At 68.1% G+C, this 20245-nt stretch carries 19 protein-coding genes; 8 read left to right on the forward strand and 11 right to left on the reverse strand.

The window, feature by feature from the left end; all coding sequences use genetic code 11:
* Positions 1 to 40: 40 nt before the first annotated feature.
* The 6 genes from Pka01_RS13135 to Pka01_RS13160 form a co-directional block, all read right to left on the reverse strand.
* Positions 41 to 808: an amino acid ABC transporter ATP-binding protein gene (locus Pka01_RS13135; protein ID WP_203882989.1), complete on the reverse strand. Its 768-nt coding sequence runs from the start codon at positions 806 to 808 to the stop codon at positions 41 to 43.
* A gap of 4 nt (positions 809 to 812) precedes the next feature.
* A complete protein-coding gene (locus Pka01_RS13140; protein WP_203882990.1) occupies positions 813 to 1595 on the reverse strand; it encodes an amino acid ABC transporter permease in 783 nt (260 codons plus the stop codon).
* Between the two features lie 10 nt (positions 1596 to 1605).
* On the reverse strand, positions 1606 to 2511 hold the full coding sequence (locus Pka01_RS13145; RefSeq protein WP_203882991.1) for a substrate-binding periplasmic protein: 906 nt from the start codon (positions 2509 to 2511) through the stop codon (positions 1606 to 1608).
* A 53-nt stretch (positions 2512 to 2564) separates the two neighbouring features.
* A complete protein-coding gene (locus Pka01_RS13150; RefSeq protein WP_203882992.1) occupies positions 2565 to 3347 on the reverse strand; it encodes a creatininase family protein in 783 nt (260 codons plus the stop codon).
* Between the two features lie 132 nt (positions 3348 to 3479).
* Positions 3480 to 4178, reverse strand: a complete 699-nt coding sequence (locus Pka01_RS13155; protein WP_239114938.1) for a FadR/GntR family transcriptional regulator — start codon at positions 4176 to 4178, stop codon at positions 3480 to 3482.
* 278 nt (positions 4179 to 4456) lie between these two features.
* Positions 4457 to 5077, reverse strand: a complete 621-nt coding sequence (locus Pka01_RS13160) for a TetR/AcrR family transcriptional regulator (protein WP_203882993.1) — start codon at positions 5075 to 5077, stop codon at positions 4457 to 4459.
* Between the two features lie 82 nt (positions 5078 to 5159).
* Here Pka01_RS13160 and Pka01_RS13165 point away from each other — a divergent pair, with 82 nt between their 5' ends.
* The 4 genes from Pka01_RS13165 (at position 5160) to Pka01_RS13180 (ending at position 10042) form a co-directional block, all read left to right on the forward strand.
* The gene (locus Pka01_RS13165) at positions 5160 to 6113 is read left to right on the forward strand and encodes an NAD(P)-dependent oxidoreductase (RefSeq protein ID WP_275414454.1); all 954 of its coding nucleotides are present in this window, start codon (positions 5160 to 5162) and stop codon (positions 6111 to 6113) included.
* A gap of 592 nt (positions 6114 to 6705) precedes the next feature.
* A complete protein-coding gene (locus Pka01_RS13170) occupies positions 6706 to 7743 on the forward strand; it encodes a TerC family protein (RefSeq protein WP_203882995.1) in 1038 nt (345 codons plus the stop codon).
* Between the two features lie 125 nt (positions 7744 to 7868).
* Positions 7869 to 8621, forward strand: a complete 753-nt coding sequence (locus tag Pka01_RS13175; RefSeq protein ID WP_239114940.1) for an MBL fold metallo-hydrolase — start codon at positions 7869 to 7871, stop codon at positions 8619 to 8621.
* A 317-nt stretch (positions 8622 to 8938) separates the two neighbouring features.
* Positions 8939 to 10042 (forward strand): pentapeptide repeat-containing protein, encoded by a 1104-nt coding sequence (locus Pka01_RS13180; protein ID WP_203882996.1) that lies wholly within the window; start codon positions 8939 to 8941, stop codon positions 10040 to 10042.
* A gap of 578 nt (positions 10043 to 10620) precedes the next feature.
* Here Pka01_RS13180 and Pka01_RS13185 read toward each other — a convergent pair.
* Positions 10621 to 14025 carry a GH92 family glycosyl hydrolase gene (locus Pka01_RS13185; RefSeq protein ID WP_203882997.1) on the reverse strand — a complete coding sequence of 1135 codons (3405 nt, stop codon included), beginning with the start codon at positions 14023 to 14025 and terminating at the stop codon, positions 10621 to 10623.
* 388 nt (positions 14026 to 14413) lie between these two features.
* On the opposite strand from Pka01_RS13185, the gene Pka01_RS13190 reads away from it, so the two are divergent.
* A complete protein-coding gene (locus tag Pka01_RS13190; protein ID WP_203882998.1) occupies positions 14414 to 14656 on the forward strand; it encodes an AAA family ATPase in 243 nt (80 codons plus the stop codon).
* Between the two features lie 55 nt (positions 14657 to 14711).
* Here Pka01_RS13190 and Pka01_RS13195 read toward each other — a convergent pair whose 3' ends face one another.
* Positions 14712 to 15098 carry a hypothetical protein gene (locus Pka01_RS13195; protein WP_203882999.1) on the reverse strand — a complete coding sequence of 129 codons (387 nt, stop codon included), beginning with the start codon at positions 15096 to 15098 and terminating at the stop codon, positions 14712 to 14714.
* Positions 15099 to 15514: 416 nt separating this feature from the next.
* Here Pka01_RS13195 and Pka01_RS13200 point away from each other — a divergent pair, with 416 nt between their 5' ends.
* A complete protein-coding gene (locus Pka01_RS13200) occupies positions 15515 to 15976 on the forward strand; it encodes a hypothetical protein (RefSeq protein ID WP_203883000.1) in 462 nt (153 codons plus the stop codon).
* Positions 15977 to 16122: 146 nt separating this feature from the next.
* Here the strand turns inward: Pka01_RS13200 and Pka01_RS41565 are convergent, their stop codons facing one another.
* From Pka01_RS41565 to Pka01_RS13215, 3 genes are all read right to left on the reverse strand, one after another.
* Entirely contained in the window at positions 16123 to 16530 is a 408-nt protein-coding gene (locus tag Pka01_RS41565) for an NUDIX hydrolase (RefSeq protein WP_373318130.1), read from the reverse strand.
* Positions 16531 to 16748: 218 nt separating this feature from the next.
* Positions 16749 to 18014 (reverse strand): hypothetical protein, encoded by a 1266-nt coding sequence (locus Pka01_RS13210; protein ID WP_203883001.1) that lies wholly within the window; start codon positions 18012 to 18014, stop codon positions 16749 to 16751.
* Complete coding sequence (locus tag Pka01_RS13215; protein ID WP_203883002.1) at positions 18014 to 18529, reverse strand: SigE family RNA polymerase sigma factor; 516 nt, start codon at positions 18527 to 18529, stop codon at positions 18014 to 18016. The genes Pka01_RS13210 and Pka01_RS13215 overlap by 1 nt, the downstream gene beginning before the upstream one ends.
* Before the next feature lie 385 nt (positions 18530 to 18914).
* Here Pka01_RS13215 and Pka01_RS13220 point away from each other — a divergent pair, with 385 nt between their 5' ends.
* Positions 18915 to 19070 carry a hypothetical protein gene (locus tag Pka01_RS13220; RefSeq protein ID WP_203883003.1) on the forward strand — a complete coding sequence of 52 codons (156 nt, stop codon included), beginning with the start codon at positions 18915 to 18917 and terminating at the stop codon, positions 19068 to 19070.
* Between the two features lie 4 nt (positions 19071 to 19074).
* Complete coding sequence (locus tag Pka01_RS13225; RefSeq protein ID WP_239114941.1) at positions 19075 to 20094, forward strand: COG1361 family protein; 1020 nt, start codon at positions 19075 to 19077, stop codon at positions 20092 to 20094.
* Positions 20095 to 20245 lie beyond the last annotated feature (151 nt).

The following is a 20245-nucleotide window of genomic DNA, read 5'->3' on the forward strand; positions in this document are numbered from 1 at the left end:
AAGGTTTGCGGGTTGGGGGGTGCGGTGAGCGCGGCGGGGATCAGGTGACCGCGCTCAGGAACGCCTGGAGGCGCGGACTTTCCGGTGCGCCGAAGAACTTGTCCGGAGCGGCCTTCTCGATCAGCCTGCCGTGGTCGAGGAAGACGACCTGACCGGCGGCCTCCTGCGCGAAGCGCATCTCGTGCGTCACCACGATCATCGTCATTCCCTGCCCGGCCAGGTCGCGCATGATGGACAGCACGCCCTTGACCAGCTCAGGGTCGAGCGCGGACGTCGCCTCGTCGAACAGCATCACCTCCGGTTCCATCGCCAGCGCGCGGGCGATCGCCACGCGTTGCTGCTGGCCTCCTGACAGTTGCGCCGGCCGCCGGTGCTCCAGGCCGGCCAGGCCCACAGACGCCAGCTGCGCGCGTGCCCGCTCCGCCGCCTCCTCGGCCGGCAGCTTGCGTACGCGCCGGAGTGCGAGCGTGATGTTGTCCAGCGCGGTGCGGTAGGGGAACAGGTTGAAGGTCTGGAAGACCATGCCGACCCGAGCGCGGACCGCGTCGATGTCCGCCGACCCGTCGGTCACGTCGGTGTCGCCGAGGAACACCCTGCCCTCGTCGGGTTCCTCGAGCCGGTTGGTGCAGCGCAGCAGGGTCGACTTGCCCGAACCCGAGGGTCCGACGATGCACGTGGTCTGACCGCCCGGGACCTCCAGGCAGATGTCGTGGAGGACCTGGGTCCGCCCGAATCTCTTGTTCACGTGGTCGAAGGTCACCGGGGTGCCGTGGGTCGCGGGTGCCTGCGATGTGGTCTGTGCCGTCATGGGGTCATCCCGTGCCTTGGTGTGCGAGTGCCCGGTCCCTGTCGGTTGCGCTGTCGGTCGCGCTGTCGGCCGGAGCGTCCTTCCGCCCGTCCCGGAGCCGCCGTTCCCAGGCGTTGACCGCGTAGGTCATCGGCACGGTGATCGCCAGGAAGAGGAGGCCCGCCGCCACGAGCGGCGACAGCGACGCGTTGACGATCGCCGTGTCCTGCGCGATCGCGAACATCTCCCGCTGGCCGGCCGTCAGGCCGAGGAGGTAGACCAGCGCGGTGCCCTTGATGACGAGGATGAACTGACCGGTCAGAGGCGGCAGGACGCGACGGGCCCCGGTCGGGAAGACCACGAACCGCAGCGTCTCGAGGTGGGAAAGGCCGAGGCTGCGGGCCGCCTCCGTCTGTCCCTTCTCCACGCTCTGGAATCCCGCCCTGAAGATCTCGGCCATGTAGGCGCCTTCGAGCAGGCCGATCGCCAGCGCGGCATATCCGTAGGTGCTCTCACCGAACAGCGTGATGCCGGCGAGCGGCAGTCCCTGCCCGACGAGGTAGACGGTGAGGATGTGTGGCAGCCCTCGGAGGACGTCGACGTACACCCGGCACGGCAGACGGACCGCCACCTTGGACGACATCAGCCCGGCCGCGATCACGACGCCGACGACGACGCCGATCACGCTGGCGAGCACCGCCAGGAGCAGCGTGTTGAGGAGGCCGACTCGCAGCAGAGTCGGCAGGGTCTGCCCGATGAGGTCGAGGTTGAAGAACGTCTCCCAGACCCGCTGAAGGCCCTCGAACATCGCAGGCCTCCTACGAGCTCGCGGACGGCGCCACGGACGCCGCGGCCCCGGCGGGGGCGGTCGTCGGCATGCCCGGGTGCTCGGTGACCAGTTCCTCGGGTATCTGGGCGTCCGCCGGGTTCCACTTGTAGAACAGCCGGGTGTACGTGCCGTCCTCGATCATGCTGTCGAGGTTCTTGTTCACCGCGTCGAGGAGCTTCTGCTTGTCCTTGGCGACCGGGAACGCCGTCTTGCCCGACGTGATCACCTCGGAGGCGGTGAAGTCGTCATGCTGGGCGAGCAACTCGCGCACGGTGGCGGTGCCGGAGAACAATCCGTCCACCTGCCCCGCGGTCAGGGCGTTCGCGCTCGACGCGATGTTCGGGAACTCCTTGATGACCACCGTGGGAGCGGTCTTCTGCAGCAGCGGGATGAGCGCGCTTCCGCGGGTGATGGCGACCGTCTTGCCCCCGGAGGCGCTGATGGTCGCGAGCGGCGATCCCTTGAGGGAGATCAGCTGCGCCTCGCCGTACGAGACGGCGGCGGTGAAGTTCGTGACGGCCTCGCGTTCCGGCGTGACCAGGACGCCGAACGCCGCGGTGTCGTACCGGTGATTGCGGACGCTGGGGAGCAGGCTCGCGAAGTCGCTGGAGACGTACGTCGTCTTCAGGCCCATGCGCTTGGCGATCTCATCCATGAGGTCGACGTACATGCCGGTGGCCTTGCCGTCCTGCAGGAACGACGCGGGCTTGTCGTCGGTGCGGAAGGCGATCGACAGGGTGCCCGGCTTGATCAGCCCCAGATCTGCGCCGTTCTGTGTGGCGGCGTCGGTGGCGTCGGCGCCGCCGCAGGCTGAGCCGGCCAGCGCGACCGCCAGGGCGATCGTGGCCAGCCGCAAGGAGGTCCGACGTCTGTCGCGTACGGATGCGGGGGGCATGGTGGCTCCTTGATGTGGTGAACGAAGGGTTTGTGCGTAGGACAGACCGATGCTCAGAGGGGACGGGGGCCGGCCGCCGAGCCGGCATCCGGCGACGGCAGGGCGATGAACTGCTCCAGGAACGAGGTGAGCCGGTCGAGGGCGACCGACACCTGCCGCTCACCGAACTCGGCGCTGGCGGCGGTGGCGTCGCCGAGGGCTCCGTTCGGGTCGAGGCGGTGGTACGGCTGGGGAAAGTGGATCGCGGGATGCATCCGGCTGAGCCGTCCCGCCGCGTCGAGGTCCGCCCGCCGGTTCGTGCCGCGGACGAGGCTTTCCTTACGCACCAGCTCAGGTGCCAGGTAGAGCGCCTGCGAGGTCTCCACCTCACACGAATGACCGCGCAGTTCGCTGACCCCCTCCTGGCTGATGACGTCCGGTACCAGGGCGGAGATGCCGCTGGAGGCCAGGTGCAGGTCGGGGAAGTCGGTGCGCAGGCGGACCGAGACGACGTCGACCACCGCATTGTTGCCGCCGTGGCCGTTGAGCAGGAACACCTTGCGCCAGCCGTGCCGGTACAGGCTGTGCACCATCTCGTAGACGACCTGCTGCAACGTCTGCGGCGTCAACGTGATCGTGCCGGGAAAGCCCATGTGGTGCTCGGACAGGCCGACCGTCGTCTCCGGTGCGATCACCGCGCGCGGCGCCATTCGTTCGGCGACCAGCTTGGCCAGCTCGACAGCGCGGACCGTGTCCGTCTGCAGGGCCATGCCGCGGCCGTGTTGCTCGCATGAACCGAGCGGCACGATCACCAGCGGCGCCGCCTCGCGGGCGGCCTCCACCTCGGGCCAGGTCATCTCGGCGAGAAGGTAACCGCTCCCCCGAGTGCGACTCCGCTGCTGCGGCCCTACGCCTTGCAATGTGGTTCTCCAGTCTTTCTCGATACAGCCGGAGCGCCCGCGAACACCGAGCCGGGGCGCGATTCGATGTCAGGACAGGCGCGATGCGACCGCGTTGCGGATTTCGGTCAGGTGCGCACGGGTCAGTTCACCGGCTCGTTCCGCGTCCTGCTCGGCGACCGCCTCGAAGATGGCGACGTGCTGGCCGTAGTCGGCCCGGTGGTCGTACATCTGCCGCACCTCCCGCTGCTCCCGCCTGCGTACGGCGAGCAGCGAGTCGATCACCTCGTAGATGACGGTGTTGCCCGACGCCGCGGCGAGTTCGCGGTGGAAGTTCAACCGCGCGTCGGGCCGGTCGGCGTCGCGCGGCTCCAGCGCGGTCGCGAGCGCCGCCCGGAGCCGGTCGAGGTTGTCCGACGTGCGGTGCAGCGCCGCCCGCATGGCGATGGTGGGCTCGATCATCAGCCGGGCCTCGACGAGCTGCAGGGTCGCCTCGGTGGTGATCCCGGTCGTGTGGGGGTTGGCGAGAACCATCCGGGAGACGCCGGCTCCCACGTAGACACCCGAGCCGTGCCGCAGCTCGACCGCTCCGGTCGCCTGCAGGCCGCGAAGCGCCTCCCTGATGGTCGGCGCCGTGACCGAGAACCGCTTCGCCATCTCCCGGACCGTGGGAAGCCCGTCGCCGTAGCCCAGGTTCTCCTGCCTGATGATCTCCAGGATCTGGGTCATCAATCCGTCGGTGAGGCTGGGCCTCATCGACGGGGAGACAGGCGCGTCGTACTCCGCCATGCTTCCGCCATCCGTTTCGAGCTCGTAACGACCAAGTGAACTAGTCAATTGGTGACTTTGGCAGTAGGGCGATCTTCTGTCAACGCCACGAAACGCGGAATTTCCTGAAGCGATGGAGAGCCGCCACCTCAAGTGCAGCGACGGCGACCGGCGAGGCGGCGCCCGACGCCGGATGCCGTTAGGGGCGGACGACCTGGGACACGGGGGCCACGGTCGGCCTCGGGTGAAGGTGATGCGGGAACGTCAGCTGCTGAGGCGACCCAGATGCCGGTGCCCGTTCAGTGGGACTCTCCGGTGGACCCTCGGCGAGCGTCGGATGACGCGGCATCGAGGAGCGGTCCGAGCTCTCGTGCGACGGTGAGCAGGGCGCGTACATCCTGCTCCGCTCTGGCGATCAGTATCGCTCCCTCCAGGGCGCTGATCATGAGCGTGGCGAGCGAGCCGGCCTGCTCGGCCGGCACGCCCATGTCCGTCAGGGCCTGGGCGACAGGCCTGCTCCAGGCCGCGAACGCGGCTGCGGCGGCCTGCCTGGTGGCGTCGGTGGCATGAGCGCAGTCGACCGTCGCCGCGGCCACGGGGCACCCGCCCGCGAACCCTGTCGTCTGGTATTCGTCGGTCCACTGACGCACCATCGCGGCGAACAGCAGGCTCGGCGACGGCTCGGGCATCTCAGACAGGAAACGGGCGATCCGCTTGGCGGCGTAGCGGCCGGCCCAGTCCACCGCCTCGTTGACGAGCTGTTGTTTGCCTCCGGGGAAATGGTGCTGAAGCGACCCCCGCGGCGCCTGCGCGTGCGTGACGACGTCGCGCATGCCCGTCGCGGTCACCCCGTCGCGCCGTATGAGCTGGGCGGCGCTGAAGACCATCCGCTCGCGCGATCCTCGTACGGGCCCCGTCATGATCGACCTCCAGGCGACGCGACTGACCAGAACCAGTGTCCCGCCTCGTGACCCGTTCCCGTGCGGCACGGCGGCAGCTACTATGACGGCTGTCATAATCGGATCCGGGCGGCGGTGCAGGGTGGTCACAGGCTTCATCGGACTGGGTGTGATGGGGCAGCCCATGGCACTCAACCTGGCCAAGGCGGGGACGGATCTGGTCGTGTGGAACCGTACCGCGGCCAGGAGCGAGGCCCTCGGCGCGGCGGGTGCGACGGTGGCGGAGTCTCCCGCGGAGGTCTTCGCGTCGGCCCGCCTGGTCCTCCTGATGCTCGCCGACGGCGGCGCGATCGACTCCGTTCTGGGTCGCGGCACGCCGGAGTTCGGAGTGAACGTCGCAGGGCACACGATCGTCCACATGGGGACGACGTCTCCGGAGTACTCGCACGCGCTCGAAGCCGACATCCGCGCGTCCGGGGGCGCCTATGTGGAAGCTCCGGTCTCCGGCTCGCGCGAGCCCGCGGAGGCGGGACGTCTCGTGGCGATGCTGGCCGGAGAGCCGGCGGACGTTGAGGCGGTTCGCCCGCTGCTTCAACCGGTCTGCCACGCGACGTTCTCCTGCGGGGCGGTGCCCAACGGGCTGGTCATGAAGCTGGCGGTGAACCTCTTCCTGATCACCATGGTGACCGGCCTCACGGAGGCGTTCCATTTCGCCGAACGGCACGGGCTGGACAGGGAGCGGTTCCTCGCCGTGCTCGACGCCGGTCCGATGGCGAGCGGCGTCTCCCGCATGAAGGCTCCCAAACTGCTGGACCGGGACTTCGCCGTGCAGGCCGCGGCCCTGGACGTCCTGAAGAACAACAGGCTGATCGCCGAGGCGGCCAGGCGGTCGGGCCTGGCCTCACCGCTGCTGGACGTCTGCCACGCGCTCTTCGACGAAACCGTCGGGCTGGGACACGGCGGGGCCGACATGGTGGCCGTGCTGCAGGCCATCGAGGCGCGCACCGAGGCGGCCGATCGGCACCCGGAGCCTGACGGCGCCTCGTCGATTTCCTGAGGGATCTTGTTTCCGGATCATTCGCGGTGCCGGCGCAGGCGCGGCGGAGCCGCACCCCGGTGCCTTGTGCCGGCCACCGGCGGACGGGATGGAGCAAGCGGCTTTGGGGCGGACGGCGGCCGGGGAGGCGGCCGCACCGGCCACAGGGCGGCGATGGTAACGATCGCGGAGATCGTCAACAGGACGCCCGCCAAGATTTCGAGAAGCACAGTGGTCGGCATCGCGCCCTCCCCGCGACCTCGCTGTGGACATGTGACCACGAGGACGTAGGTCTTCCCGCACTCACATGCCGGGCGGGAAGGTCACCCGCCGGCTCCCATGCTCGGGGTGGCGATCGGAGTCTCGAACGGCGGGTACTCCCCGTACTGATTCCACTATCCGCGCAGGTCAGGACCTAGTCAAATCCCCGCGCACCCGTTCCAGGCTCCTGCCCGGGGCGCAGCGAGTGCCCTGGCTTAACCTGATGACGAGGGGAGTACTTCCCAAGTGCCGATCCGGTCAGTACGGACGTGGCATGAACGTCCCCGGGCGGCCGCCCGCACAGTGCAGGTGAAGGAGACCTCGAGCAGCCGAGTGCGTTCGAGGAGGTCCCGTGCCAGCGGAGGTGGTCCTGTCGGGAGCCGATCTTGAAACGATCGGTTCGCCGAGCCTGTGGACGATCACCATCGCCGGCCTGGTGCTGCTGCTGGCCGTCGACTTCATCGTGACCCGCCGCCCGCACGAGGTGCGGATGCGCGAAGCGGTGGGCTGGTCGCTCTTCTACCTGGCCCTGCCTGTGATCTTCGGCGTCTTCATTTGGGGGGCCTTCGGGTCCCGCGTGGCGACGGAGTTCTTCACCGGCTACGTCGTGGAGAAGTCGCTCTCGGTGGACAACCTGTTCGTGTTCATGCTGCTGCTGTCCGCCTTCGCGGTCCCTCCCGAGCTGGCCCGCCGGGTCCTGCTGTACGGCATCGTCGGGGCGCTGGTGCTACGCGGGATCTTCATCGCGCTGGGCGCGGCCGTCCTGCAGAGCGGCGCATGGGCGTTCCTGCTGTTCGGCGGGATACTGATCGTCACCGCAGGGAAGATCATCAAGCAGGCGTTGAGCGGAAAGGAGCAGGAGGTCGACATCGCCTCCATGCGCACGATCCGGCTGCTGCGGCGCTTCATGCGGGTCACCGACGACTTCCGCGGCTCCCGCCTGGTCGTTCGCGAGGACGGACAGCGCGCCCTGACCCCGCTGGCGCTGGCCATCGTGGCCGTCTTCGCCACCGACATCGTCTTCGCCGTCGATTCTGTGCCCGCTGTGTACGGCGTGACCCAGGACCCCTTCCTCGTCTTCGCCACCAACGCCTTCGCCCTGCTGGGCCTGCGGGCGCTCTACTTCGTGCTCCTCGGCGTCCTGACGAAGCTGCGGCACCTGAACCACGGCCTCGGCGTCATCCTCGCCTTCATCGGGATCAAGCTCGTCCTCCACTGGGCACACGGCCTGTGGGCGTGGGTTCCGCAGATTCCCACTCTGGTCTCACTGGGGGTCATCGTCGCCGTCCTGAGCACCGTCACGATCACGAGCATGCGCGCCAACCGCCGCGATGCGAAGCCCGCTTCCCCACCCGCCAAACGTGAACCCCGCTCTCGGCCGACGCGCTAGGAGCACCAGCTCAAGTACGGATCAGGCCGCGGCTTCAAGGCTGGACAGCCTCACCGACAAGATCAGCTGCGCTGAACAAGCGAAGGTCCCGGATGGAAGCCGACAAGGCCTGGCATCCTGTGCGAATGCGACAGGTCACCGTGCTCGGCAGTTGCGGCGCCTTTCCGGAACCAGGCCGTGCCTGCAGCGGTTTCGCGGTGGACTGGGACGGCTACCGCTTGGTGCTCGACCTCGGATACGCCACGCTGCCGCGGCTCCTGACGCACTGGCCGGACGGCGCCGTGGACGCCGTCGTCATCACCCACGAGCACCCCGATCACTGCATCGACCTTCACGGGCTGTTCCGGATGCGGTTCTACGGCGACTCCGGTGGACCGCGACTGCCGTTGTACTGCCCGCCGGGCGTGCTCGACCGCATCGGCGGCCTGGAACCCGACGCCGACCTGGAAGCGGTCTTCGAAGTGCATCCGCTGCCCGGCAGCCACCGGATGGGGCCGTTCGACCTGACGGGACTGTCGCTCCCGCACTACGTGCCCAACGCGGGCGTCCGCGTACAGGCCGACGGGATCGCCTTGGCCTACTCCGGGGACACCGGCCCGACCTCCGTGCTGGCCGAGCTCGGCCGCGACGCCGACCTGTTCATCGTCGAGGCCACCGACCGCGAAGGTGAGACGAGCCGCCCCGTACGCAATCTCCTGACCTCCACCGAGGCCGGTCACTGGGCCCGCCGGGCGGGCGCCCGCCGACTGATGCTCACCCACTTTTGGCCGGGCAACGACCGGGCCGCCTCAGTCGCCGCCGCTCGACTGGCGTTCGACGGAGAAGTGCTGGCCGCCGAGGAGGACCTCACCGTCACGCTCGGGACCACCGATCACTGAAGGCTGTTCGCACCGTCACGGAGCCCACGTAGGTGAGGCGCGTTCCTGACTGTGGCCTGCGCCCCATGCCGCGGCGGTGTGCTTCGGCGAACTTGGGATCGAACCGCCGAACGCGTTGAACGCGGGCCGTGCCGCTGCGCGGGTACCCCTGCCATCGAGATCCGCTACCCCGCACCGCCTAGGGTCGGAAACCGTACAGTCCCGGTCCTGGCCATGTACCTGCGCACGCGAGACAGTGGAACCCGCTCCCATTGCCGATCCCTCGGGTGCCCATGAGCCGCTTCGAAGATCGCATACCTCGTCTCCCCGGCCACCCTGTGCGAACAGACAAGATCGCACGGGGACGCGCCCCATGGCGATATTGGATATCGGCGCCCTTCGTCTTCACCGCGCTCTTAGGACTCATCACACTGGCCTGCGCCCTGTTCCTCCCCCGCTATGTCCTCGCATGGGACCTGGGCACCGCCAAGCCACCGGACGACTACGCCGCCGCAGTGAACGGCATCCGAACCGCCCTGCTCCAAGGCGTCGGTGGTTTGGTACTTCTGATCGGCGCCTATCTGACCTGGCGTCAACTACAGCTCAGCCGCCACGGGCAGGCCACGGAGTCCTTCGCCGCCGCCATCACCCATCTGGGCGATCCAAACCTGGACGTCCGCCTCGGCGGCATCTACGCCCTCGAACGCATCTCCCGCTCCTCCTCGGCCGACCGCCGGTCCATCTCGGAGATCCTCTCCTCGTTCGTCGGCAACCGCACCCGCGATCCTCAACGAGGTGCAGGGCACGCGCGGCAGGCCGGCACACCGCCGGGCAGCGAGGTCAACCTTTCCCTGCGAGCCCCCGACATCCACGCAGCGCTGACCGTGCTCGGCCGCCGGGCCCCGATCCGAGGTCAGGTGCTCCTTCTCGACCGCCTGGTCCTTCCCAAGGCCAACCTCGCCTCCGTTCGGCTCCGGGACGCGGATCTCCACTTCAGCGACCTGACGGAGGCCTCCCTCATCGGAGCCGATCTGACCCGAGCGGATCTCACCGGAGTAAGACTGGCGGAGACGAACCTCATCGACGCCGTTCTCTACCAGGCCGACCTGCGCGACGCCGTCCTGACCGGGGTCATCGCGGAGGGCGTTGATCTCCGTGGAACGGATCTGACCAGGGCCGACCTGCGGAATGCCAACTTGCGCGGCGCTCGCATGGACTACGCCGACCTTCGAGAGGCCACGCTGGCCGGCGCCGACCTGACAGGCGCCTCGCTGAAACGAGTGGTCTTCGACGAGAAGACCGAATGGCCCGAGGGCTTCGACGCCTCACGTATCAAGCCGACGCGCCGACGGAATCTTCCACCCATCAGTCCCCGCACCTACGATGAGTTCGCCGTCCCAAAGGTGGCCGCCAAGAACGGGCAGCCATCCGACTCCGCGTAACCTGCCGTAATCATTCCATCTGCCACGTCGCGCGGGGATACCCGACGAGTCCGCACAGTAAGTCGTCGTGTAGACGGTCGGGGCTGTGATCACCCTTGCGGTTTCTTCCGGTTGGGCTCCCGGGAAGCCCGAGATCAGGCAGAGGTCCACGATGTTGACCTCATTGGTCGTCCCCACCTCGGAGATCGTGTCGAGAATGCGCACCGTGCCGCCGCGCTCGAAGTCCGCCCATCCGGCGGTGCCCTTGATCGTCACCTCGTAGCTGCCGCCGGCCAGGCTCGTCTCCTGAGGTCGTTGTCAGCACACGCCATGGCCGCTTTCTCCTCGTTCGTGCTTGTGGCAGACCGATCAGGCCTCAGCATCTGATGAGCGAGATTGCGAAACACCCGAAAAATACGGATTTCAGTGCCCGGGACCGCCTGGCCGCCGCCGGCGTCGCCAACGTCACCGTGTTCCTCGGCGACGGCGCACTCGGCCGCCCCGAAGGTGCGCCGTGCGCGGCGGCCGCCCCTGAGGGGGGCGGCCCCCGCTATGTGCGTTACGTCCCGTCAATCCACGGTCAACGCGGTCCTCCGGCGCTAATCACGCAGGGTTGCGGGATCAGTGGCGGCTTCGCCCGCCAGGTTGGTGAAGACCGCGCGGAACCGGGTGCCGTCGGGATGGTCCTGCGGGCTGGTCAGTGTCAGGGTGGTGCTGGTCGCGCCGCTGACGTCGGCCCAGTCGCCGCCGGGCGGGCTCGCCTGCCACCGCACCGCCGGCTGCGGGTCGCCCGTCGCCGCCGCCGTGAAGGACACCGGACCGCCGTTGGCCGTCGCGTCCGCGGGCTGGGTGGTGACTGCCGGAGCGACCGGTTGCGCCGACGCCAGGTGCATGGCGAGCACATTGTCGCCGGTGACGGCGAACGCGACACGGCCGATCACCTGGCTGCCGGCGCCGATGTTCAGCCGCAGGTCACTGCCACCGTTCTCACGGCCGCTCAACGCGGCCTCGGGCAGCGGGATCGCCGCGGTCTTCCAGGTGCCGGTGTTGGTGTTCGTCACGCGGGCCGAGTCCCGGTAGGCGTTGTTGTTCACGTTGCCGTAGGAGTCGTACTGGATGCCCCAGCTGCCCGTCCCCTGGTCGAAGTAGCTGATGTACGCGGTCGCGTCGTACTTGCCGCCGGGAACGAGCGAGTTGTCGATGTTGAAGTACATGTAGAACGACCCGGTCCCCGTGGTGGTACGGCCGGGCAGGCCGCCTGCCGTGGTGGCGGTGGTGTGGCCGTCGCCCTCCTCCTTCACGGTGAGGCCGTTGGGGACGTCGGGGTTGCCGAGATCGTCGGCCACGATCGCGGTGTGGTCGGCGGCCTGCACGGTCGTCACCACCACACCGCCCGGCAGTTCCTGCCCTCCGCTGGTCGTGAAGCTGAACGTGACCGGGTAGAAGCCCGAGTCGGTCGATGCCGGGACGGACACCGCGGCGTCCGTACTGGCGCGGCCGTCGGCTGCCACGTGAAGCGTGCCGGAGGAAGGGCTGACGGTCATGCCGCCGGAGGCGTGCGCGGTCCACTTCACGTTCGTGGCGTGCAGCCCGGTGCCCTGCGCGCCCACGGTGACCTGCTTGGTGTCGCCCGCGGTCACAGTGATCGGACCGGACGGGTCGGTGAACCCGATGGCCGGGTCCTGGCCGGTCTGGTACGAGGGCGGGGCGTCATGCGGGCCGGTCGCCCATCTGGTGTCGGGTGAGCTCGACAGGCTGAAGTCGAGCCGGCCGCCGCGGGTCACGACCGACTCAGGCAGCCCGGTGCTGTCGAAGCGGTGCCCGTTCAGCCGCACACTGGTGACGTACGGAGTGTCGTCGCCGGCGGCGGGGGCGTGGATGTCGATCGCCCGCCCGTTGCCGAGGTGGACGACGGCGTGGGTGAACAGCGGGCTGCCGAGGGCCAGGTCGGCCCGGCCGGGCGTCACCGGGAACATCCCGAGCGCCGACCACACGTACCAGGACGACATCGCGCCGAGGTCGTCGTTGCCGGGCAGCCCGTCCGGGGTGGGCGGGTACAGTTCGTGCTCGATCTTCCGTACCTGGGCCTGGGTCTTCCACGGCTGGCCCAGGTAGTCGTACACGTACGGAACGGAGAGGTCGACCTCGTTGCCCATCCACATGTACGGAGCGTTCGGGCCGGCGTTGATCTCGCTGAAGAACGTGTCCAGGCGCGGGATCGCGACGTCCTTCCCGCCCATCGCGGCGATCAGGCCCGCCATGTTCTGCGGGACCTCCCAGCCGTAGTCGGCGGCGTTGCCCTCGTCGTAGCCGTCCTGGCCGAAGGCGTTCGCGGGCGGAGCGACGAACGCGGGACCGTTCGGGAACGCGCCGCGTTCGTCACGCGGCTGGAGGTAGCCGGTCGTGGGATTGAAGGTGTTCTGCCAGTTCTGGCTGCGCAGCTGGTACTGCGCCGCGGTGCGCTTGTCTCCGATCGCGGCCGCCAGCTGCGAGATCGCGAAGTCGTCGATGGACCACTCGAGCGTCTCGGAGACCCCCTGCCGGCCGTGCGCGCCCTGCGAGCAGGCGTCGTTCGGTGCGTAGCCGAGCTGGACGTACTCCTCCACGCACTGGCGCTCCTGCCAGCCCCAGCCCAGCTCCTCCGAGTGGTTGGCCCCCTTGAGCATGATGGGCAGCACGCGCGCGATGTCGACGTTCCGGCCGCCGAAGGCCACGGTGTTCGCGATGAGCGGCACCGCGCTGTCGCCGTTCATCGTGCCGGTCGTGCTCACGTTCGCCAGCGGCCAGCGCGGCATCCAGCCACCCTGCTGCTCCGCATCGCGGATCAGCGAGTTCGCCATGTCGCCGGATTCCTTGGGGAACAGCATGGCCTGCAGCGGCGCGAGGGCGCGGTAGGTGTCCCAGTCGGAGAACGTGGCGTACTGCGTCTGCCCGGCCGGCACGTGATGGACCTCGTCGTCGAAGCCCATGTAGCGGCCGTCCACGTCGTTGAAGACGCTCGGGAACTGCAGCGAGTGGTACAGAGCGGTATAGAACGTGGTCAGGTTCGCGGCGGTGCCACCGCCGACCTGAACGGTGTTCAGCGCCCGGCGCCACGCGGCGCGGGTCTGCTGCTGCACCGGCGTGGGGTTCCAGCCGTGGATCTCGGAAGCCATGTTCTTGCGCGCCCCGTCGACGCTCACATACGACATCCCGACCTTCGCGCGCACCGTCGTGGAGCTGCTCGTGTCGAAGGTCAGGTAGGCGCCGGACCCCTTCCCGCTCGCGCCGGCCGACCCGGCGGTGACGGTCTTTCCCTGCCAGGTGCCGTGGGCGGTGAACGGCTGCGAGAACTTGATGTCGAAGTAAACGGTGTAGCTGCCCAATCCGCACAGCCCGTTCGCCGTCGCCGAGCCTGACACCTCGTCGTCGCCGTCGACGGTGACGGACGCGGCGCTGTTCCCGCCGAGACTCGCACCCGACTTCACCAGCACCTGCGCGGTGCTGCCCGCGGGATATGCGAACGAGAGCAGGCCCGTACGGCTGGCGGCCGTCAGGTTGACGTTGACGCCCGAATCGGTGAGCAGCACGTCGTAGGAGCCGAGAGTGGCGTGCTCGTGCTCGTGGGAGAACGTCGCCGAGGCGTTCCCCGGGTCCGTGCCGATGGGGCCGGTCGTGGGCAGGATCGGCACGTCTCCGAACACGCTGCACCCGGCGGACGCGTGGTTCAGGCTGAATCCGCGGATCGATGACTTGCCGTAGGAGTAGCCCACGCCCGAGCCGACCGTGTCCGGGCTGAGCTGCATCATGCCGAACGGCGTGTCCACCCCGGGGAAGTCGTTGATGTCGCCGACGACATCACCGCCGTTACCCGTCCCGATCAACGGATTCACGTATTGCACCGGGTCGGCGAACACGTCGGCCCGCGCGGGCGGAGATGCCGCAACTGCCTGTGTGGTGCCGCCGATCAGCACGGCGCCGCCGAGCGCAGCGGCGAGTGCCGTGCGAGTCAGCGTGGTCAACATGGGAGACCTCCATATAGGTCGGGACCCGCGGCACGGCCCGCCAGCTGGTCCAGCTGAGCGGAACGGGATGGTGGGCTCGCGGAGGGGCGCACCCGGACAGAGACAGCGGTTAGGGTGTCCCTCGCAGACAACGTTGTCAAGATCTATTCGCGCAGCCGCTACGAAACTGTCCGCCTGTTTTTCCCGGCTTACTCCCGGGCAAGGTGGGCGAACGAGGCAGGATCAGGCCGCCCGTCGATGGAGGCCGCGAGGTCCAGCACCCCCTGTTCTGCCGAAAGACGCCGCGTCCGATATCGGGGAGCCGGTCGCCCCTGCGCCCGACGACCATTCAGCCGGGGACGCTCACACCGGTTGGACACCGGACGCCGGCGGCTGGATGCTCGACTCCATGAAGGCGACCACCCGCCGGCCCCTCGTCGGGCGCGACGACGAACTGCGGTCCCTGTTCGGACATCTGGACGGCGTCGATTTCCGTGGTCGCGCGATCGGGCTGCTCGGAGAGCCCGGGGTCGGCAAGAGCGCACTGCAGGCGGAGGCGGTGGAGCATGCGCGGTCCCTCGGGTTCGCCGTGCTCACCGCGCGGGGCAGTCAGTCCGAGACGCACCTTCCTTTCGCCGGCGTCGGCACGTGAGGGACCGGACCGCCAGGCCGGCGACGAGATCACATTCGAAATGAGCGAGGTCGGATTAGATCGGAATGAAATTCGGCCACCAGGGCGGCACATTCCCCGGGCATATAGGATCCGGGTATGTGCCATCCGCGCCGAAATATGCGATCAGGAACCAGAGAAACCACAGATTAAAAACCGTCCCGACGATCAGTGCTGCTCGACGGTTGAATCTTGCGATCACGCCGTACAGAACCGCCCAGGAAACAGTCGTTGCGAACCAGATCAACGGTGATGCAATATACATGAGGAACCCGGCGTTGGCCTGAGCATTCACACCGACATCACACGAGGCCCATATATTGCCGATGGCAACGATCGCAACGAGAGCTGTCGGAAATCCGGGAACGAAGACCAGATACCCGCGTGGCCGCCGAACCTCCGATAAATTACGCACTTCTTCCATGACACACGTTTCCTTTCCCACCACCTGGGGGCTTGACGCATCGCTGCGGTGGTGCTGAATCGGCGGGGCAAGATCAGTCTGGAGGGCAATTACACTGGCCCGCCAATTCGGGAGGGGCTCCGCCCCTGCACGCGATTCTCCCTCCTCCGTGCACCTTGCGTGAGGGTGGGCCATGGTGACGATCTGGCAGCGCACGCTGTGTTCCCCATCCTCGAACACCCCCTGCGGTGTCCCCGGAAGCAGCCCCGAAAACAACCCTCGCCGATCCGTCCTCCCGGCGTGCCCGTCCCCCGCGGTCCGCCTTCTCCTCTGGATCGTCGAGATTCCCCCTCTCCCCCGGCGACTGGCTGTCCACCGAAGGCGGCTTGGCCACGGATGGAAATCTTTAACAGGTCTGCGGCCTGTACCCTGCCTAGGTGGATAAGCAGCCCGAAGAAGACCTGATGCGTCTCGGTTTCGAGCGAGTCCATATCGAGCTGGACTGGTATGACGGCCCCCGAAGTGGGCTCGCGGATGTTTGGGGTGCGGTCCACTACTTTCAGGCCCTGCACGACTACAACCATGGAGATGCGGGCGATGACGAATACTTCGTCTGGCCGGCTGGCCCGGATGCCTTCGCCATGGAAAGTGAGTCGTGGCAGATATACGTCAACTTTGCTCAGCGTCACGACGCGGGCGAGGTTGGCATCGAGAGCCATCCCGGAGGGGGTGGCGTCAACGATCGGTATGACGAACTTGAGCGCCTCCTCGCGCCGCATCGGGTCACGCCTGCCAACGGCCTTCGCCTGATCGCCGAGTGGCGCCCCTTCGACCGACCAAACCGGTCCGCCGACTCCGGACCCGGCTACATGGTGAAGTGGCGTCGGGCGGACCAGTGAAATGAAGGGCGCCTGCATGCTCCGGGGAAGCGCCGACCACAGACGTTGTGGAAGTTGACGTCGGAGATGGACAGTGAGCAGGATCCCTCATGCTCATATGTCCGGTCTGCGGCAAGAATATCGATCCTGACGGCCCGGGGGTCGGGTCACATCCGATTGACGGGGCTGTAGAGGGCGCATGGCGGGCCTACTGGATTCCCTTCCTCTCCGACCTGCGCGGCTCGCCTCGCCGACTCGTCCATGCGGAGTGTTACGCCGAGGAGCATGGAGTCCCGGCCTTGGTGGCCCTGTTCCACCGCACCGATGAGACGCGTCGAGCACGGGGCTGCCAGCACGGTCCGTGATCCGGCCGCCCACAGCAGTGTCAGCCAGGTCGATTCCAGGGCTCCATCGCTCGGCCGCGGTTCCCCGCCTATGGGATGGCACCGGAAGGTGAGGGACACGACACCAAGGTTCATGTTCTTGTAGACCCCGGTCAGCACTTCAGGCTTGACCCGAATCCCGGTCTCCTCGAGAACTTCGCGGACAACCGCGTGCTCCAGGGTCTCGTCCAACTCGACCACTCCCCCCAGGTGGAACCCAGCGTCCGTCATCTTCCCGACGAATCGCGAGGACGCGTCCGTCTTCGTGGAAGCGGCCGGAAGCCGGCCGAGGAACTCGACGCCGGTCTGATTCCGACGTGGCGTCCTCATCGCCCCTACGAGCGGCAGCTATGGGGCGTATGTCCCGCCGCGCGTACCAGCTCGGATGTACGGCACGCGCAAGACGGCCCTCAGCGGTGAGTGAACAGCGGCACCCACGAGCCTTCCCGGTCCGAACGGTGGTACCCGGTGAGAGGTTTGATCTCGCCCTTGAGATTCACCAGGAGCAGCCGGTTGTGGAACTCGCCCGTGCCCTTGCACCGTTTTGGGTCGCAGCCGACCGCGAACAACTGGTGGTCATCGGCCCAGGCCTCGGCTCCCTCAATCGGCAGAACCGCGACGACCTTGCCGGTGGTCACGTTCCTGACGGTGACGGCGGGACCGGGGCGCGGCCCGAACTTGGGCAGGAGAGTGCCGTTCGGGGAGAGCCCGGCCGGCTCCGCGTCATCAGCCTCGTGCGCCGGCGCGGGTCGCTGCTCTCCGTCCGGGGTGTAAAAGACCTTCGTGGGCGCGGTCGCAGTGGGCGCCCAGATCAGCGTGCCGTCCCTGCTCCAGCCAAGGTCCTGCGGCAGGTTGCCATTGGCGGGATCCGGCGGCAGGGCGTGGAAGGTGGTGTCTCCTGATTCGTCGACGATGTAGTAGCCGAGTCGCGAACTCGCATGATCGGGCCCGCAGGGCTTGATATCGCCATGTCCGGCACGCGACGCCGCGTCGACGGAACCGCTCAGCAGGCACGGGCCGGGTGCGGGGATCGTGTAGGGGTTACGCGCATAGGCCGTCATGATCAGCCGGCGCCCGTTCGGCGACCAGGACACACCCCCGACCGGGTGTTCGACCGATATCCAGCGGGTCACCTTCTGGGTCTTCATGTCGAGCAGGCCGACGCGTGAGGTGGGCAGCGGGCCTTCCAGCACGGCGGCCTGGTGCATGCCCGGCGCGACGTCCAGGTTGGCCCAGGGGGTTTCCTCGTACGTGCCCGACGTCGGGTTGTACAGGTACCACGTGCTTTCCACCGTCTTTGCGCCGCCGGCCGAGGCCCGCAGCCGATCGGTGTGGTACGCGGCGACGGCGACGTGACCTGCCGCGACGAGGCGGCGCGGGAACGTACTGCCGAGATCGGTGCGCACCGCGGTGTCCGCGGACAGGGCCACGGGTTGGAAGGCGAGCTGGGGCGTAGGCGGTTGTGTCGGCTGCCGCTCCGCGATCGGCGTCGCCACGGTGGAGCCGACCACCACTGCTGCCCCCGTGAGAAATGCGGCCAACGCTGCGGCAAGCGCTGCCTTGACGGCCCGCCGACGGCTACGCCCCCGTAGTGCCAGGTCGGCCAGTCCCACGGGCATCTGCGCCTTCGCCGACCAATCCTCGCAGGCGTTCTTGATCAGCCTGTCAAGCTCCACTATCGGACCTCCTCGATGAGCCTCAGTTCGTTGAGTTCGGGAGCCAGCTCACGCAGCCGTGCCAGCGATCGGTGAGTGGTGCTGCGCACCGTTCCGACACTGCACTCGAGCAGGCGCGCGACCTCCCCTTCAGGCAGGTCCTCGAAGAACCGCAGGACCAGTACGGCCCGTTGCCTGGGCGTGAGCCGAGCCAGAGCGCCGTGGACGACGATCTTCAGGTCCGATGCCGGAGTGTCGTCGTGCCGAGCCTTGTCGGGGAGGACCGCGACATGGGTCTCGCGCCGCCTCCACTTGAGCCGCCACCAGTCGACCTGCTGGCGGTACATCACTCGCCGGACATACAGTTCCGGGCTCTTCACCGTGGACCAACGTGTGGCCGTCTTCGTGAGTGAGATCTGGAGCAGATCTTCGGCCGCGTGCTGATCACCTCCGCTGAGCAGATACGCCAAGCGCAGCAGTGCGACCGAATTCGCCACCACGAACTCACGGAATCGTGCCTCCGCCGCTGAATCCATCGTCACCTCCAAAGTGCAATCGCCCTCTAGACGGCTGGAGGCGCCCCCCGGCTATGCCTCCGCGGAGCAACATTCCGCAAAGCGGTGGGAATGAGACAGGCACAGGAAGGCTGTAGGGAGCCATTTCCGTCGTGATCATGCTGGTCATGGTGACGGGGTCAGGGCCAGATGCGGGGTGAGATGAGGCTCCCGATTAGGGCAGCACACCCCCTTGCACGGGTCAGGGTCGCGACTACGTGCCGCCATTGCCCTGCGAGGACGACACGGATCTCGCCGAACTCACCTGCCGTATCCGACACGGGGCCGACCGTGTCGTCTTTGCACGTCAGAACGTTGATCAACACTTGACTTCAACACGTCAGGCGATATTTCCCCACGTGTTAACTTGACGGCGTCGCTGGACACGTCGCGTACGGCATACAGCCACACCGGCGGCACGGGCAACAACTCGGCCACGTGGGACCCGCTGATCACGGCGGCGATCGCCCTCAGCAATGTTGCGGGCACCTACACCGGCACGATCTCCCACACGGTGGCGTAGCCGGGTGGCACTACGCACCAGGCTGTTCGCCGCGATCGGGGCGCTGCTGGCGATTCATGTCGCCGGCGGCGCCCCGGCGTTCGCGTTGCCACCCGCCGCCCACGCCGGGGAAGCCGACGGCTCCCTCGGCATCCGGCTGCTCGAAGCCTCGTCCAACCGGAGCGACGACTCGCGGGCCCGGCTCTACATCGTCGACCACATCAACCCGGGAACGACGATCTCGCGTCGCTTCGAGATCACCAACACCTCGAGTACGGCCCAGCACATCGCGATCTTTCCCGGCGCGGCCGAGATCCAGGGCAACGCGTTCGTGCCCTCCGCGGACCGCGACGCCAACGAGCTGAGCACGTGGGTCACCGTCGACCGGCCCCAGGTGGTGGCCCCGCCGCACAGCCGCATCCCCTTGACTGCGACGATCAGCATCCCGGAGTCCGCCAGCCGCGGAGAGCGGTACGGCGGCATCTGGGCCCAGGTGCGGTCCGCTCCCGCCGGCCCGGCCTCCGGCTCGACCATCCGGGTGGTCAACGGAGTGGGCATCAGGATCTATCTGGATGTCGGTCCCGGCGGCGATCCCCCGTCCGACTTCCGCATCGAGAGCCTGCTGCCCGGCCGTACCGAGGACGGCCTGCCGACCGTGCGGGCGACCGTTCACAACACCGGTGAACGCGCCCTCGACCTCAGCGGGCAGATGTGGCTGTCCGAGGGTCCCAACGGGCTGCAGGCCGGACCGTTCGCCGCCCAGGTCGGCACGACGCTGGCACCGGGCTCCAACGCCCCCGTCTCCGTCATGCTGCGCCAGCCGTTGCCCGACGGCCCCTGGAAGGTGGCGCTCGCCCTGGAGAGCGGCCGAGTCCATCGAACGGTCACGGGCACCCTCACGTTCCCGCCGCGAGCGGCGAGTTGGGGCCTTCCCGCGCTCCTGGATTCGGCGCCGCCGTGGATGCTCGTCGCCGGCGGGGCACTCGCCGCCGTGGCCATCCTGATCCTTGCCGTACGCCGCCTGCGACGCAGACTCGTCTGGTAGCGGGGACACGACACCGGATGAGGTGCCTGCATCCGCCACAGAATTCGGGAGAGGTTCTGGCATGCGGGTGCGTCGAGAACGGTGCGATCCCACCGCTCCTTCACAGCCACAGCCTTGCCTTCCTGGTCAACGGGAGCGAAGCGATGTGCTG

Origin of the sequence: Planotetraspora kaengkrachanensis (genome assembly GCF_016862895.1) — a bacterium.
Classification (GTDB): Bacteria; Actinomycetota; Actinomycetes; order Streptosporangiales; family Streptosporangiaceae; genus Planotetraspora; species Planotetraspora kaengkrachanensis.

Excerpts from the sequence above, each read along its gene's own strand:
- Pka01_RS13135 (WP_203882989.1), bottom strand. The coding sequence starts at position 808 with ATGACGGCACAGACCACATCGCAGGCACCCGCGACCCACGGCACCCCG.
- Pka01_RS13140 (WP_203882990.1), bottom strand. The coding sequence starts at position 1,595 with ATGTTCGAGGGCCTTCAGCGGGTCTGGGAGACGTTCTTCAACCTCGAC.
- Pka01_RS13145 (WP_203882991.1), bottom strand. The coding sequence starts at position 2,511 with ATGCCCCCCGCATCCGTACGCGACAGACGTCGGACCTCCTTGCGGCTG.
- Pka01_RS13150 (WP_203882992.1), bottom strand. The coding sequence starts at position 3,347 with ATGACCTGGCCCGAGGTGGAGGCCGCCCGCGAGGCGGCGCCGCTGGTG.
- Pka01_RS13155 (WP_239114938.1), bottom strand. The coding sequence starts at position 4,178 with ATGGCGGAGTACGACGCGCCTGTCTCCCCGTCGATGAGGCCCAGCCTC.
- Pka01_RS13160 (WP_203882993.1), bottom strand. The coding sequence starts at position 5,077 with ATGACGGGGCCCGTACGAGGATCGCGCGAGCGGATGGTCTTCAGCGCC.
- Pka01_RS13165 (WP_275414454.1), top strand. The coding sequence starts at position 5,160 with ATGACGGCTGTCATAATCGGATCCGGGCGGCGGTGCAGGGTGGTCACA.
- Pka01_RS13175 (WP_239114940.1), top strand. The coding sequence starts at position 7,869 with ATGCGACAGGTCACCGTGCTCGGCAGTTGCGGCGCCTTTCCGGAACCA.
- Pka01_RS13185 (WP_203882997.1), bottom strand. The coding sequence starts at position 14,025 with ATGTTGACCACGCTGACTCGCACGGCACTCGCCGCTGCGCTCGGCGGC.
- Pka01_RS13190 (WP_203882998.1), top strand. The coding sequence starts at position 14,414 with ATGAAGGCGACCACCCGCCGGCCCCTCGTCGGGCGCGACGACGAACTG.
- Pka01_RS13195 (WP_203882999.1), bottom strand. The coding sequence starts at position 15,098 with ATGGAAGAAGTGCGTAATTTATCGGAGGTTCGGCGGCCACGCGGGTAT.
- Pka01_RS13215 (WP_203883002.1), bottom strand. The coding sequence starts at position 18,529 with ATGGATTCAGCGGCGGAGGCACGATTCCGTGAGTTCGTGGTGGCGAAT.